This window comes from Meridianimaribacter sp. CL38 (assembly GCF_004328055.1).
Lineage (GTDB): Bacteria > Bacteroidota > Bacteroidia > Flavobacteriales > Flavobacteriaceae > Gaetbulibacter_B > Gaetbulibacter_B jejuensis.
The window spans coordinates 395,793-412,181 of sequence record NZ_QKWS01000004.1 but is presented as its reverse complement, the minus strand read 5'-3'; the positions used below and the strand labels follow the sequence as shown (position 1 = coordinate 412,181).

Annotated in this window: 9 protein-coding genes; 2 read left to right on the top strand and 7 right to left on the bottom strand. The window is 31.6% G+C overall.

Annotated features, from left to right (window positions below; all coding sequences use genetic code 11):
• Window positions 1-368 precede the first annotated feature (368 nt).
• Window positions 369-1,115 carry a hypothetical protein gene (locus tag DMZ43_RS12020; protein WP_131508547.1) on the top strand — a complete coding sequence of 249 codons (747 nt, stop codon included), beginning with the start codon at window positions 369-371 and terminating at the stop codon, window positions 1,113-1,115.
• Between the two features lie 98 nt (window positions 1,116-1,213).
• Window positions 1,214-1,708, top strand: coding sequence for a YqiA/YcfP family alpha/beta fold hydrolase (locus DMZ43_RS12015; RefSeq protein WP_131508545.1), 495 nt, complete (start codon window positions 1,214-1,216; stop codon window positions 1,706-1,708).
• An 84-nt stretch (window positions 1,709-1,792) separates the two neighbouring features.
• Here the strand turns inward: DMZ43_RS12015 and DMZ43_RS12010 are convergent, their stop codons facing one another.
• From DMZ43_RS12010 to DMZ43_RS11980, 7 genes are all read right to left on the bottom strand, one after another.
• Window positions 1,793-3,139, bottom strand: a complete 1,347-nt coding sequence (locus DMZ43_RS12010) for a hypothetical protein (RefSeq protein ID WP_131508543.1) — start codon at window positions 3,137-3,139, stop codon at window positions 1,793-1,795.
• On the bottom strand, window positions 3,139-6,489 hold the full coding sequence (locus tag DMZ43_RS12005) for an AAA domain-containing protein (RefSeq protein WP_131508542.1): 3,351 nt from the start codon (window positions 6,487-6,489) through the stop codon (window positions 3,139-3,141). The genes DMZ43_RS12010 and DMZ43_RS12005 overlap by 1 nt, the downstream gene beginning before the upstream one ends.
• 103 nt (window positions 6,490-6,592) lie before the next feature.
• Window positions 6,593-9,802, bottom strand: a complete 3,210-nt coding sequence (locus DMZ43_RS12000) for a type I restriction endonuclease subunit R (protein ID WP_131508540.1) — start codon at window positions 9,800-9,802, stop codon at window positions 6,593-6,595.
• A 3-nt stretch (window positions 9,803-9,805) separates the two neighbouring features.
• Window positions 9,806-11,098, bottom strand: a complete 1,293-nt coding sequence (locus DMZ43_RS11995) for a hypothetical protein (RefSeq protein ID WP_131508538.1) — start codon at window positions 11,096-11,098, stop codon at window positions 9,806-9,808.
• Window positions 11,088-13,454, bottom strand: coding sequence for an AAA family ATPase (locus DMZ43_RS15115; protein ID WP_305036027.1), 2,367 nt, complete (start codon window positions 13,452-13,454; stop codon window positions 11,088-11,090). The genes DMZ43_RS11995 and DMZ43_RS15115 overlap by 11 nt, the downstream gene beginning before the upstream one ends.
• Window positions 13,451-14,779 carry a restriction endonuclease subunit S gene (locus DMZ43_RS11985; protein ID WP_131508536.1) on the bottom strand — a complete coding sequence of 443 codons (1,329 nt, stop codon included), beginning with the start codon at window positions 14,777-14,779 and terminating at the stop codon, window positions 13,451-13,453. Before DMZ43_RS11985 ends, DMZ43_RS15115 begins: the two co-directional genes overlap by 4 nt.
• A complete protein-coding gene (locus DMZ43_RS11980) occupies window positions 14,776-16,383 on the bottom strand; it encodes a class I SAM-dependent DNA methyltransferase (RefSeq protein WP_131508534.1) in 1,608 nt (535 codons plus the stop codon). Before DMZ43_RS11980 ends, DMZ43_RS11985 begins: the two co-directional genes overlap by 4 nt.
• Window positions 16,384-16,389: the final 6 nt, after the last annotated feature.

The following is a 16,389-nucleotide window of genomic DNA, read 5'->3' as shown; positions in this document are numbered from 1 at the left end:
AGTATTACCCGCTCAAAAAATTACGATTCAAGCTTCTTTGAGCTCATTTTAATTTTATTTTTTCCTATTAATAGAAAGCTCCTATACTATCCTAAGACAGGTGTGCTAATAGATTTTGTTGCAATAGTGTCTCTTCTATTTCTTATGTTTTAACATGCTATACTTTACTGCTTATTTTATACTAAATTACTGGAAGTTGTAGTAGATTAGGCATAAAAGATGGTTTGGTATTGGTGGTGACCTGGGTTTGTATTAAGGTTAATGCAAGGAAAACCCGAATAAAACCTGAATATCACCTAGAGTTAATACGCTATACATACGCTATACCTATTGATTAACTTACTAATTTTCATTACCTTATATGCATTATGGCGCAACAAAAAGGCATATTGAAAATTAGTGGTACACTAGACGGTATTAATTATTACTTCATTAAAGGTGTTGGCTATGCTAGAAAGGCAGGTGGTGGTTTTAATAGTAAAGCTATACGTACACAACCCAATATGCAGCGCGTACGTGAAAACGCTAGTGAGTTTGGGCATTGTAGTCAAGTGAAAAAATGTTTGCGATTAGCTTTAATGCCTTTTTTACATGCGCATAAGGATAGTACTTTGCATGGTAGAATGATGTCTTTACTGATCACAGTAAAAGCTCTTGATTTGGTTTCGAAACGTGGGTTTCGACGTGTTGGTATTGGGCTACAAACTGCAAAAGGGAGGACCCTTTTGCGACAGTTTGCATTTACTCCTCATCACAAGTTGCTTGAAGCTTTTACAAAATATTGTCATTTTGATTGGGCCTCACAAAAGTTATCTCTTTCTGATTTAAAGATTAGCGGTTTTAAGTCTCCTAAACCTGCTACTCACATTGGAATTAGTCTTGGTGTTATGGATTTTGACTTTGAAGGTTTAACCTCTTCATTAGAGGTTTCGCCCACACATTTTTTTGCTATTGACTCTGACTCCATCTCTTTTGAATTGATTCCTGAGGTTGTTGTTGCTCCAACATATATTGGTCTTGTTGTTCTTGGTATACGCTATTATGAAGTCATTGACAATGAGGTTTATGCTTTGAATAGTCAAATTGGTGTAGGGTTGTTGGATGTTAGGGTATAGTTATATAACTGTGAAGACTTTTGTTTGAGTCTGTTTTTTTTATATACACTACATTCCTCGGTTTTCTTATAGTATATTTGATTTTAATTTAAAACACAATGAATATCTTATACCTACACGGATTAAATGGTAGTTTAAAACCAGAAAAGCGCAACATACTTGAGGCTTATGGAACTGTTATTGCGCCTTCTATTGATTATCAGAATAACTCTAATGCTATTTCATGGCTTTACGACTCATATGCAAACAAAAGTATTGATGTTGTTATAGGTAGCAGCATGGGTGGATTTACTGGGTTTCACCTTAGTAAACTGATGCAAATACCAGCACTACTTTTTAATCCTGCCCTAGCCTCTAGATCTGTTGTGCAACAACTACCAAATACGCCTTCTAATAATGGAAGTACTATTTCTATGGTGCTAGGTGCAAAAGATACTGTTATAGACCCAAAAGGCACGCTGTCTTTTTTAGGCAACACCTTATCACAAAAGCAGCTTTACAAGCTAACTATTCTCCCAAATATGGAACATCGTATTCCACTAGATGTTTTTGAGGAGGCTGTTTTAAAATTTTTAAAAAATAAAAGGGCATAAAAAACTTGTAATTACACCCTTAAAGAAAATAAATCGAATTTAATATACGCATTTATTACTTATATTAATCTCATCTAAATTTGATTATTTCAAGTTAAGGTTAATTTCATATTCTTTCAGGGTATTTTCCCATTTCATTTCCACATTTTGAGGAATTAATGTGCTTTCTTCGTTTGCTATTTTTTGACCTTGTTCTTTATTGAATGAGAGGAAATTAAAACTTCCGTTTATATAGTAATCGTTGTCCTTAATAATTAGTTTTTTGTGAGTTCCTGTCATTTTAGAATTACCTATTTTATCAAAATGAGTAGGCAAATGTATTAAATGAAAGTTTACATACAGGCTAGTCAATCGCTCCATTTCCTTTTCAGCTTTTCTATGATGTTCATCTTTTTCTTCAATGCCGTATAGTACAATCACATTCACATTCCGTTTCAATGCTTGTTCAAAGGCTTCAATATATTTCAAAGTTGCACGCTTTATCCAAGGGCTTTCTATCAGTATTTTAGATTTAACTGTTTTTAATGCTTCAGCAAATTTTTCTTGCGTTTCCCAAACGGATAATGTTTGAACTTCTGTGTCCTTTTTCTCTGTAAAGCCTGAATGAAAACTTTCTAAATTTTCTTCTTGAATTTTTGAAAAACTAGTTCTTTCAGAATCCGATAATAGATCGATTAACTCCTGATGTCTATTTTTTAAAATTCCAGTTAGCCTTTTTTGTTTAGAAACATCTTTGTCTGTATTTCTAATTTCCATATATGGTTCTAACTCATTTTCTTTTTCCTTTATTGGAATATACTCAATAAAATAGTACATACAGAATTCTTTATTTTCACTATCAAACTTAATATTTGACTTGTCATAATCTACTAAATAGGCTGCCCCTTCATTCTTATTTTTATAAATATCAGAAAGCTGTACACTCCTATCTTTTAATAATTCAGGGGTTCTATTAGGATATGTTATTTCAGATGGTAATTTTTTAACGTCCTGTTTTATTTGATGTGTTTTGAAATCTTTATTTAGAACTTCATTTGATATTCCATCAATTAAAAATTCGAACTCTTCCTCTTCTAGAATTTTTAAAATACTATTATCTTTTACAAATTCTTCTCCTTGTTCGGTTACTGACCAAACGCCCGAAGCAAAATTCACAAAACCTCTTTCACGTAGAAAGTATAACTCTCTTAATATGAAGTCCTCTTTATTAAGTCCTAAAAACTTAATTATTTGTTCTTCTTTGTTGTAACCTGCTTTTATTGTTCTTAAAAAAACTGAATACACTTGCTGTATTGACTTTTCAGGCGATTTATTTACGGTTGCGTTTATACGAACTCGTCTGTAAGGATAAGCAAATGGTATAATTTCGTTTATTCTATAATCGCTTGGACATTGATTATCCAGCTTTTTATGTATTTCTTGTATGTCCATTAAAATATTTGTTCAACGTTTTTAACAACCCAGTCTTTCTTCAATTCACTTAAATATTTTTGTAATGCTGGTTTTTGATTTTTATCCTCCAAATTTTTTGGTGGTTTAACACTTAATATACTGTCTAAATTACCGACAATAATTAATAGTCTTTTTTGCCTTGATAAAGCAACATTTATACGATTTGCATTAGATAAAAATCCTAATGTTTGTTGCTGACTTCTTACTAAATCAAAAATGATAATATCTTTTTCTAAACCTTGAAATTTATCTACTACATCTATAACTACATTGTTAGATTTCACATTTTTTAGTTTACGATAATCAACTTTACGATTAAGAACTTTTGATATTTCTCTTTTCTGTGCTGAATATCCTGAAAGAATACCAATTGTGTAATTCTTTACTTTATTAAATTTATCTAAACCATTTAGAAGTTCTGGAATTAATTCAGCACTTAATTTATTTCTAGAGGAACCATTTCTGTCAACTTCACTTTTGTATGAATTACCAATATCAAGAAAGACAATTGAACTATCAATTTTTAAATCAAGATTATGTTCTTTGTCTGTGTTTCTTTCAACTGGTTCTATCTTTTCTTCAAAAGGCTCGTAAAAGCATTTTGAAGTAAGTAAAACTTGGTCTTTTGAACATCTTCTACATTCTTCTAACTGACTTTTAAAGTCGTCCCCAATAATTTCTATAATATTTTCAAATAAACTTGGTCTATTAAAATAATCATCCCAACTATCGAATTCATCCGTATCATTTTTAAACTTTTTTCTTAACCATTTTTCAACTTCTCGATTTGCAGTTAGCATTGGTCTTAATTGCCTGTGGTCGCCAACTAAGACTAGTTTATCAGCCATAACAATGGGTATTAAAGCTTCTGCTGTGGTTGCTTTACCACTTTCGTCCATTATGACATAGTCAAACTCAAAATCATATTTTTGATATTTTTTTGACGCAATATGATTAGTTGTTGCTCCAATTACTCTAATACTATCTATTAATTTTTGATTGAGATTGCTATTTTCATCTAACGAACTAATTGCATATATCCAATCTGTATATATTTTTTGTTTTAAAAAATAGTCGCTAAAATTTACTTTTACCAAACCATTGATTGATGTTATAAACTCTGTTTCAGAATTTAAAGATTGCTCTAAATCTATAAAGGTTTTAGAAAATGTTAACGCCTTTTCTATATCTCGTTTTTTTACATTCCATTCTACATCAAGTGAGAGTATTTCAAAAATTTGTTGAATAATCAAATTTTCGTTTTTAAGTTTTTTTTTGATTTCAGACTTATATAAATTCCAATTCGCTTTTGCTTTTTTCTTAACCTCATTTTTCCAACCTTCAATTTTTCTGTCTAAAGTATGTTTTTGTAAACTTTTAATTGGTTTTCTGACACCACTTAATCGGACAATTGGAACTTTTTTTTCTAACAGGTTTTCTAACACATTATCAACTGCATCATTTGTTTGAGAAGTGATTAAAATTTTAGCATCAGGATTGTTATTTAAAATTTGAAAAACAATTTCTGTGATTACAGTTGTTTTTCCTGTACCTGGTGGTCCTTGAATAACAGTTAAAGGTTCTCTATGTATTGCGTTTAGTATTGCTGTTTGTTGATTAGCACTATACTCAAGTGGAACATTATTATCATCAGTCTGATAAACTTTCTCTAAGCCATATTTATCTATAGGTTTATTTGGAATATCTAGAGGATTAAAAATATAATGTATTAAATCTCTATTTTGAACTTCATTATGTTCTACTTTTCTGATAGCATCTTTTTGTCTTCTTTTCTCAACCTCTTGTTTACTTGTATCTTCAAATATGTATCCATTTTTCGGTATTTTATTAAAATTTAAACCTTCACAATCTCTAAACTTTAAAACTCGTGATCCACTATTGAAATTATAAGCAACTCCAGAAAACAATAATGGCTCTTTCATCTTTTTTTCGTCCGCAGTATCACTTATAATAAATTGAATAGGATCTTTATTTTCTTTGTCTAAATTCCCTGCCTTTTTAATGTGAGAGTCGATTAAACCATTTTTACTGTATTTTTCATTGTCTTGAATTTTAAATGAAATTTCATGGTTTCCTTTTTTTTCAAAACTTACAAACTTAAGTCTCAATGAGTTTGTTTTAATTACATCCAATTCTTTGTCAATTAAATCTTTAAAAAACTTTAACTCTTTAGTAATTTTTCTTTTTCCTTTTCTATAATCTCCTTCGTGCTGTTTTTCTTTTTGTATTTTTTTTAAAAAAGGTGTTAAGTTGAAATGTTTACCATAACTATATTGCGAAGTGTAAACTATTGGTAAACCCAACATTGTTCCGTTTTTTAAAACTCTATTATATTTATTTTCATCTCCTGACTTATGCGCATAGTTTCTAATTAGTAATTTGTTTTCAGAAATCAACCATAGGCAGTGGATATTATAGTTATAAGTTATTATGTCAATTAATATATTTCCTCCTGATTTTGGGCTAACATCAAACTTTGGTGTAAAATCAATTGTTTCGTCAATATATTTGTTGTTAAGTTCTTCAATTAATTCTGAATTAAATTCACCATCAATTAAAACTGTATTCACATTATCAAACGATATTTCGTTTACTATTTTAGATAATTGTTCTAAAAAAGCAGTGTAGTTTAATCTATTAGATGGTAATTGTTCACAACTTTTATCTATTAGTTTTTTTATTTCTTCAAATTCATTAATTTCATTCTTTTCAAAATACCATTCAATAACTTTACCTATAGAATAGATATCAGATTGATAAGAGAATCCCTTTGGGATATTTCTATCCCATTTTTCAGGTGGTGCAAATGCTTTTGCGAAAATCTCTAATTCTTGTGATTGGCTTAATGTTGCGGAAATATCTGAAACTCCAAAATCAATTAAGTAGAAATCAAAGTTTTCATCTACAAGTATATTTGCAGGTGTTATATCTCCGTGAGTAAGTTTATGTTTTTGTTGCAATTGCTGTAAGCAATTTGTAATTTGTTCAATTCCTTTTAAAAAATGCGTTGGTTTAATTTCAGAAACACTTTCTTCTAAAGAAGTTGCGGTTTTGTTTTCGAATATGATGCAATAAGCACTTTGATTTTCATCCCAATCATATTCAAAAATTCTTGGCAAAGAATTATGAAATGCTTTTTTTAAGTGTCTTAATTTGTTGTAAAGAATTTTACTCGGTTGCGAGTTTTGCTCAATTCCTTTTATCCATTTGGCAAAATAAATTTCTCCACTTTCATCTGTTACTTTTGCGGTTGATGAATAACCTCTGTTTTGGATTTCTCCGTATTGTTGATATTTGTTTAAAATCATTTAATTAAATTATATCCTAGATTTTTATAAATGCATAAATGAGATGGTAAAACTAAACTTTGATTTTAGATGAACTAAAAAAGATCATTTAAAAATATTACTATTAGCTAACATTGGAATAAACACTCTTTCCACTCCCATAATAGTTAGTAAAGATATGCTGGTAAACATTGGCTGTTTTTATTCCTACTTCTTCATCAGAATATTGCTCTTGTGGCAAGTACAGTAAATTGTCATAAATTAAGCTCTTTACTTGTGCTTTAATTTGACGACTCTCTCTCCAATTATCTATTTTAAGTTTTTCAGACTTTAATGTTTCCAATGTTTTGGCTGCTACTTTTTTTACGTCTTTAATTTCTTTACTTGATAATTCTTTACCCTCTTTTAGCAGATCAAAAATAGCTAGGGTTTCTTGATCTTTTAAATTTTCACGAACTACACGTTGTTCTTCAAAAGAAAGATCTTTTATAAAATCACTTAAGTTCTCAAACGTCTTCATGGTATCTTCAAGACTTTTTCCTTTGTTATATTCTTCTATGATTTTTTTATATCTATCGTAAAATTCTATCCGTAACGGATTTTCTTTCATCATTTGTTCTAAACGTTGCTCAATCGCATCCTGTAAATTAAACACTAAAGTGTTCTTTCGTGGTGTCTTAGCAAAAGCTGCTCTTAATTTATCAAAATCTAAGGATGCTAAATCAACATACACTTCTTCTTCATCTTCTTTAATTATATTATCTTGAATAGTTACACTTTCGCTCACAATCGCTTGAAGATCCATTATGATTTGCGTTACATCTGCTCCTTTTACATTTTGATTGAGAGCTGTATAAATGGCTTCAATTGCATTAAAATCTTTAACATGCTTCTTTAATTTATCTGAAGGAAATAGTGCTTTGTATTTTCTAAATACATTACGCGCCATCGTCTCAAATGTAGTTCTTGTAGTCTCATTAAGACATACAGCATCTGTTGCTTGTTTTATTTTAGCAATTTTAGACATTGGCTTCGCATCTTTTAACTCTTGTAAAGAAAAATTAAGTTCCTTTAAATAGGCTTTTACGTCTTTAATGGCTTGTTTTAACTCTACCTCAACATCTTCTAATGGTTCTACTGGTTTTCCTGGCTTATTTGTATTACCTGAGCCTTTACTTCCTTCTCCATAAATAGAATACGCTTTCTCTAATTGTTTATACACATTACCATAATCGACAATTAACCCATTTTCTTTCTCGTCATCATACACACGATTGGCTCTTGCTATAGTTTGCATTAAGGTATGTCCTTTAATAGGTTTATCTAGATATACTGTAGAAACACATGGCGCATCAAAACCTGTAATCCACATGGCACAGACTATTGCTAAACGAAACGTATTATCTTCGTCTTTAAACTCTTTTTCAAGATTACGCTCAACCATTTTTTTTCGGTGTATTTCAATGTCTAAATTCATTTTCTTGAACTTATCCACTTCATTTTGTTCACCACTAACCACCACACAAACTTCAGTTTCCTTAACTTTGTTATACTTTCGTTTTAACTCCTGCTCTTCCTGCTGGTCGGTTGCGTTATCTATACGCTGTTGCAATTCTTTAAGGTATTCTGGCCTATATTGTTGTACTAAGTCGTACATTTTTACTGCAGTAGGTTTATCTAAAGCCACATACATGGCTTTACCTTGATAACCGCGTTCGTTAAAGTGCCAAACCAAATCTTTCGCAATAGCTTCTAATCTTGGTTGAGAAGTTAATATTGGATAATCTCTACTAAAAAGGTATTCTAATTTCTTTTTTTGATCATCATCTAAATCTTCATTTTCAAACACTTCTGCCATACGTTCATCCAATTCTGGATTAGTAATGTCTAGCTTTTCACCTCTATTCAAGTATCGCAAAGGAAGCGTTGCTTCATCTTCAATCGCACGTTTAAAGTCGTATATAGACACATACTCACCAAAAATGTTTTTGGTTAGCTCTTCTTCTTCTTTTATAATGGGCGTACCTGTAAAGCCTAAATAAGACGCATTTGGTAATCCATGAAAACGCATATTTCTAGCATAGGTACCTGACTGTGTACGATGGGCTTCATCACTGATGACGATAATATTTTTACGCTCTGTAATAAGTGGATATTCGTTTTCTATTTTGGGGTCTATCGAAAATTTATGAATCAACGTAAATACATAACGATGATTTTCGGCTAACAACTCTCGCAAATGCTCACGACCTGTCATACCTTTTTTCTTTCCTGCTATTATATTTTTATCATTAACAACACCAACACCAGAAAACGTATCGTACAACTGGTTTTCTAACTCGGTTCTATCAACCGCAATTAAAAACGTATAAGAACCACCGAGTTTACGATGAATTTTTTCGCATAAAAACACCATAGAATAGGATTTACCAGATCCTTGCGTGTGCCAAAACACACCAAGTTTACCTTCTAGGTCTTCTATATTATCAACATTGTCTATAACTTTATTTACACCAATGTATTGATGATTTTTAGCCATTAATTTAATAACATCACCTTGAGAATCGTCAAACAAGAGAAAGTTTTCAAAAATATCCATCAATCGATGTTTGGCGCAGGTACCACGTAACATCGTATCTAAGCTAACTTCTCCTTCTTCTTCCTCTTCTATACGTTTCCATTCTAAAAAGAATTTGTAAGGGCTAGTTATGGTACCTACTTTAGCATCTGTACCATTACTCAAAATCACAAATCCATTGTTATGAAACACATGTGGTATTGTATCTTTATAATCTTTTAAATTATCGTTGTAGGCATGACGTAAATCTTGGTGATGCGCTTTTAGCTCAAAAAACACTAAAGGAATACCATTTACAAAACCTACCACATCTGGTCTACGTAAATAGAGTTCACCTAAAACCTCAAACTGTCTAACGGCTAAAAAGTGATTGTTTTCGTAATTTTTAAAGTCAAATACCTTTAGCTTGGTTTTTACCAATTCGCCTTTAGTATTGGTATAACTAACTGGCACACCATTTTTAAGATAGTCGGTTTTTTCTTTATTGATTCTTCCTAAGGTTTGATCTGCTACGTTTTGAGTAATTAAATCGATTGCCTGCTCATAGGCTTGCTCTGGATGGTTTGGATTTAGTTTTTGTATGGCTTGGAATAGATAGCGTTTTAAAACTACCTCGGTTTTATCTTCTCTACCTAACAAACCCTCTGTACCGAAAGATTCTTTTTTCCAAGCAGTCACCACAGTCCACCCTAATTCTTCTAACACATCTTGTGTAGCCTGTTCTATTAAACCGTCTTCTGAGTATTCGTAGCTCATAATTTATTCTTTTACTAAAGGTAGTTTAACACCTAACTTATATACATCGTAATACTGGTCTATTTCTGTTTGTTTTAAATCTATTTCTTTCAAATCATCAAAACCATTGTCTTGATCTGGATGAATTATCAAACAGTCTATTATTTCTCCTTGTTTTTTATTTAATGCTTGGTATACTTTTTTTAATCTAGCATAACCGCTTACTTGCCTAATATCTTCATCGTATTTACCATTTAGGTACTTTAACTTATACTTCGCATCTATAACCATTTGGTATTGTTCGTTATTCAATAAATAATCCAATTCATTACCATAATACTTATATTGAAACTTTACTTGATTATGAAATCGATCCTTTAATAACCCCAAAACATACAGTTCAAACAACTTGGTCATATCTATCCAAAATGGTGGTGATTGTACTGTTTCTTTTATGGTATTAGAAATGTTATAACCAAAACGTTTTAAAATTAGTTTTGCTAAATATAGTGCCTGCTCATACTCTTTATAAAACACATTGGTTTTGGTTTGTTTTATTTCCGAAACATCAATAGCATCAGTCACTTGTGCAAAAGCTGGATTGATATAATTATAGGTGTTTTGCAAGTCTTTATGATTTGTTAATTGACCATAAGTTGGCAAATAACGTTTTATAAATAATAAGGCCTTTTTTAATAATCGGTTTTCTTTATTATCAATACCAAACTCATCAAAAGCGCAATATGTATAAAGGCTTTTATTTTTAACCAAGTTCTGTTTTATAGTTTTAGCAACTTGCACTTTACCTTTAACTCTACCTTGTAAATTTTGCTCTACTTTGTAGTAGGATTTTTTCAATCCTTTTCTAACAATCTGCTTTAATAAACTCAAAAATTCTACCACTAAAAAAGGTGTTAACAAGTCTTGTTTTTGAGTTATCTGTATGGTTGGTTTATGCCATTTTACTACAAATAGTTCTTCTAAATTTTTGACTACTGCTTCGTGTTTTAAAGACGATAACAACATTGCTATAAAATCTATTTCTTGAGCCTCATGATTAAGCTTTGGTGCTACATACAATGCCGATTTGTTTGTCTCTATCCAATCTAATCCTATAAAATACCATGTATTTAGTAGATATTCCTTGTCGTCTTCATTTTTTTTATGGATTGAAAAACAAGGCAAACTCGCATCATTACCTTTATGTTGTTTTGCAAATTTTTTTTGGTATTGTGATTTTACAAATCCAGAAGTTTCATCTGAATTTAAAATCACGTTTTGCTCGTGCTCGTAATATGTAAATGGCTTAACACTCAAACTCTGAAATCTCTTTTATTTTGTCTTTTGCTGTTTCTAATAATAAACCATCTTTTACATATTCGCTTAAGATTGGTAAAATTTCATAATCTAATTTTAGTTGTAATTGTTCCGACTCTGTAAGCTCACTATTTTCTTCTAATAAAAAGTAACTATGTCCTAAATGCACATCTTTAGCATCAAAGTCTGACGCTAAATAGTCATCGCTAAACAATTCGCTTACTTTATTAAATAAGGCTTTCGCTTTTTCGTTGATAATCACCTCTGCATTTGGTAATACATCTACAAAAGCAAAACGACGTTTTATAGCATAATCTATATGTCCAACACTACGGTCTGCGGTATTCATAGTACCAATAATATATAGGTTTGCTGGAATGATAATTTTAGCATCACCATCAATGGCGTACATACTTTCTACCGCTTCACCTCTATATTCTAATGCATAAATAAGCTCACCCAAAACTGATGGTAAATTTGCTCTGTTTATTTCGTCAATGATTAGGACGTAATTTTTTAATTGTGGTTTAGAAATGGTTTTAGTTAAAGCTTCATTAATTTGTTCACTAAACTCTTTTCTGAATTGCTCTATTACTTTATAAAAATAGGTTGAATGCTGTTTAGCTAAACCTGAAACATTTTCTAAGGATTTAAAATCTCTTCGTGAATCTACGTTTTGCAAAATAGCTGAAACCAAATCCTTAAATTTCATACGTTGGCTTGTTTTCCACTTGCCTGTATACCTAAAGGCATCTTCTTCTACAGCAACAATAGAAACTGCTTCCGTAATTTTATAAATTTCCTCCTCGTCAATGGTATCTTGAATTTTTTCAGCAAATTCATCCAACAGTTCCCTTAAACCTTCTTCTTTTGAAAAGTCTTCTACATCTTTTTTACTTGCCACCAAATTATTATAAGCTTCCTCAGCAAAAGCTGCTAATGTCTTATTTTCTGTTTCATAGCTAATATGCTCTCCTTCGCTTTTGACAGAAATACCTCTAATAAAATCTTCATAAGAATAAGATGGATGAAACTGTACTAACTTAAACCGTCCACTCTGTTCTAACTTTTCTTTTTGAACTTTTTTATCATTAGAAATTGGGTGATTAGGAAAAATAATTCGTTCTGCTAAATCTTTCCCTGAATATGTTTTACCTGTACCTGGTGGACCTTGTAAAATGATTTGTTTCTTATAATACAGTAAGTTCTCAAATTGACTCTTTTCTACTTCAGTATTCATATTTTCTAGTTCAAGTAAAAATCCATTGTATTTTTTTAGTGATGAAGAAAACATACTATGTCCTACTCGATTTTTTTCTAAATATTCATCATCATTTTTTAATTCTTCCATTAAAACATTGTAAGCTGTTATATCCTGGACTTCATAAAGAGTCTCATTCAATGCGCCATTATTTAATCCGATATTGTTAATAGTTGAAACAGCTGACAAATAGTTTTTAACGCTATTAGGTATTACTCTCGTTAAATAATCTTTGAACATTTCCTCCATTTGTGAAAAAGTAAATCTCATAAATTTTTCTTTTTTATTAGCAACAACTTCTTTATAGGTTTCAAATAAAATACCTTTAAGATTGTTTATCATTTCTTGATAAAAAGCATCGCTTATCTCATAATCTCCATTTTTATTAACAGCATCGGTTTTTTTACCAATTAAAACATAGTTATCGTAAGCCAAATTTTTTAATTGACTTTCATCACCTATGAGATAATCAAAACCTAAAGACTTTAAATTATTGTAATACTCTGATTTAGACAGAAAGCTATCTGCATAAGGTTTTATATACTCAACAGGTGTTTTTTTATTAGCAAAAGGCACGTACTGGGTATTAAAACCTAAACCATAACCAATTTCATTATTTCTTAGATACAGATGATATTGAAGTTCTGTTCCACCACCAGGATTAATCACCCAATCTCTATCATCCTTTGATATAATAAAGAGTTTATCTCTATTGGTTGCACTACCCATATTTAAAAGCTCCTTACGCTTATACTGAAATTGCGAACAAAAGTCACCTAAGTCTTTGTTTATTAGTTCTACTAAGTCTTTTAAATCTTTAAATGTCATTGTATTTTTTAAATTTATTACTGGATAGTTTGTAATTTCTTGAAGGTTGGTTCTGTAATGCGCATTACTACTAAAATCACTTGGCTTTAAACTAATACCAACTAATTTGGCTGCCTCTGTTATCAATAGCTTAAAAGGGTAATTTTTTCCGTTGATAACTACAGCATATTTAGTTCCTTTTCTATCAGATGGAATACCATTTTTATCAATTTCTAAAACAGCCTTATCTATCAGCTCTTTTGTAACAAAATCTAGCTTTTGATTCATTTACTATAAATTTTATTCTCCTCTGCCACCATACCTAAACTATCATTAACTTCATACGTCAAGCTTCCAACATCAAGCTTATCTACATCTATCATCCCACTCATTAAGCGTGGTAACAATATATCGCGTGCTTCTTTTAAGTGTTGGTTTTGATCCTTAAGCTTCATTCTCAATTCTAAAATTGGCTTATAAATTTTCGTGAAATTTTCGATGACATCCTTTGAAGGTAAAAAAGTCTCATAATTAACTATGTCTTTTGTATTAAAATAAAATTGTACTGCACCTTTAGACATAGCTTTCATTCTGCCTATAAATCTTGGATCACTCAATAAAGCATATAAAAATGCGTAATCAAATAATTCAGTATTTGGTCTCAACATTCCGACTCTTTGATTCAATGCATAAGTATTGTCTTTATCAATTATTGCAGATTTAGCAAGAATTCTTAAAGCACTTGTAACATCAGTCATAGCAATTACAATATCATACTTGTTTAAATGAAATTTTGGCAATTCATTGTATAGCTCTTCAGAAATAAATTTTTCTTTTCCAGTTATATTTAGATCACCATACTCTGAGACATTACCTAAATCAATTATTGTATAACCATTTTCAGAATAACCTTTTGTGTAAAAAGCATAACCATTTTGAAAGTCTGCTATTTGATTCAACTTCACCTTTTCCCAACCCTCAGGCAATCCAGTCTCTTCATCAAATTTTGTGGTTTCGTGACCCGGAAATTTAAAGCGTACAAACCACTCTTCATACGTGAGTTGTGCTTGTTCTTCTAAAAGTTTAATGCGCTTTAGGTTGTTTTCTATTAAATCATCATAGGCTGATAAGATACTGGCTATTTTGCGTTGGGTGTTTAATGGTGGTAGGTTGATTTTTATTTTACAAAAAATTGATTTAGGCACAATCGGTGTGACAATTCCCGCATCATGAGACCTAATAAGTGACGTGTTATACCTTAATAAATAATAAACAAAATTGAAATCACTAACTTCAGGGTTCGCAACAATAGAATGGATTTGTTGATTAGTTAAACAAATATCCTTTGCAATCCCCATTTTCCCAAAACCATAACTCAATGAAGTAAAGAAAATAGAATTTTTCGGAAGCACTTGGTTTTTAAATTTTTCAATTGCTAATTCAGTAATAGTTGTTAGTGTATTATTGATATAACGTGAATCATCCCCTAAATCCTTAGGTGAAATAAATTGATATTTACCATCAAAATATTTTTTCTCCTTTGTAGATGGTGTTTTTCCTGTAACAACTTGACCTAAATCACCTATAGTAACCTCTTTCCAACCTTCCCTCATAACTTGACACTTTGTATTTGTTGCATTAGAGTATTAGCTTCGGTGTTTAGCTGGGCTAGTTCGGTATGTATTTCAGCCATTCTGCCTTTATAGTCAAAATCCATATCTATATCTATCTTTACTCCTACATAGCGTCCTGGTGTAAGGCTGTAATCTTGCTCTTTAATCTCGTCTAGTGTGGCAATTTTACATAGGCCTTCTACGTCTTGGTATGTGCCTTTTGGGAATTGCTCTGCTAACCAAGCGTTCTCGACTGTTCCTTCGACAGGCTCAGGATGACAGCTCAAGGTGACATCGTTGTTTCTAAAGGCATTTATAATAGCCGTTAAACCTTCTAGTTGGTCGTCGCTAAAATCGTTAATGGTAGTGCTTACTTTTCTAAAGGTATTTCGGGCATCTATCATGAGCACCTTGTCTTTATTTTCTTTGCTCTTTCCTTTATTAAAAAACCATACATGGCACGGTAAACTACGTGTGTAAAAAAAGTTGTTGCTAATAGCAACAATACATTCTACATCGCCTGTTTCTATCAGTTTTTGGCGTATTAGTTTTTCGGCATTACCAGCATCAGTCGCGGAACTTGCCATTACAAAACCTGCTCTACCAGTTTCGTTTAAATAACTGTGGAAGTATTGCATCCATAAATAGTTACCATTGCTTATGGTACCTTTTCCTGTTAATGGTGCACCAAAAGGTAAACGATCATCGTCTGCTAAAAACTTATTCTTTGCATCGATCTTGTCTACGTTAAACGGTGGATTCGCCATGACGAAATCGCACTTTCCTGTGAGGTTATGTGGGTTCGTATAAAAGCTATTACTTTCTATAATTTTTCCTTCTATACCATGAATGGCTAGGTTCATTTTGGCTAAACGTGTATTGTTACTTTTTAGCTCTGTACCATACACGGTAATGGCTTCGTTAACGCTTTTGTTATCGTGGTCTTTTATAAAATGTGCGGTTTGCACAAACATACCACCAGAACCACAAGAAGGATCGTGCACGATACCATGGTTTGGTTGTATAAAATTAACAATGAGGTTAACCAACGATGGTGGTGTAAAAAATTCGCCACCTTCTTGCGCACCTGCACCTTGCATAGAGAATTTCATTAAGAAAAACTCGTAAATGCGCCCAAACACATCGCCTTTAGCATTTTTTACGGCATCTTTATTAAACACACGTACCAAGTCGCGCAACAGCTTGTCATCAAACTCCTGATAGCTTTTTGGCAGAATACCTTCTAGGTCTGGATATTCGGCTTCAATAAGCTTCATAGCACTATTAATGGCTTGTGCTATATCTTCGCTTTCTGGTAAATTGGCTAAATAATCGTACTTGGCTTTTTCTGGCAACATAATAGCACCAGCTGCTGTGTAATCTTCTTTATTGGCTTCTCGTTTTTCTCCAGTACGCGGATTTATAGGAAGGTTGTTTTGCACTTCAATTTTGGCATCTTCGTAACGGTTTTGTGCAAAACGCAGTAGTACCAAACCTAATAATGGATCTTTATATTCGGCAGCGGTCAATTTAGAATTGGCTCTTAAGTCGTCTGCTGCATCCCAAAGTTCGGTTTCGAGTTGTTTTATATTTTGTTGGGTCATTATGTT

Excerpts from the sequence above, each read along its gene's own strand:
- DMZ43_RS11980 (WP_131508534.1), bottom strand. The coding sequence starts at position 16,383 with ATGACCCAACAAAATATAAAACAACTCGAAACCGAACTTTGGGATGCA.
- DMZ43_RS11985 (WP_131508536.1), bottom strand. The coding sequence starts at position 14,779 with ATGAGGGAAGGTTGGAAAGAGGTTACTATAGGTGATTTAGGTCAAGTT.
- DMZ43_RS12000 (WP_131508540.1), bottom strand. The coding sequence starts at position 9,802 with ATGAGCTACGAATACTCAGAAGACGGTTTAATAGAACAGGCTACACAA.
- DMZ43_RS12010 (WP_131508543.1), bottom strand. The coding sequence starts at position 3,139 with ATGGACATACAAGAAATACATAAAAAGCTGGATAATCAATGTCCAAGC.
- DMZ43_RS12020 (WP_131508547.1), top strand. The coding sequence starts at position 369 with ATGGCGCAACAAAAAGGCATATTGAAAATTAGTGGTACACTAGACGGT.
- DMZ43_RS12005 (WP_131508542.1), bottom strand. The coding sequence starts at position 6,489 with ATGATTTTAAACAAATATCAACAATACGGAGAAATCCAAAACAGAGGT.
- DMZ43_RS15115 (WP_305036027.1), bottom strand. The coding sequence starts at position 13,454 with ATGAATCAAAAGCTAGATTTTGTTACAAAAGAGCTGATAGATAAGGCT.
- DMZ43_RS12015 (WP_131508545.1), top strand. The coding sequence starts at position 1,214 with ATGAATATCTTATACCTACACGGATTAAATGGTAGTTTAAAACCAGAA.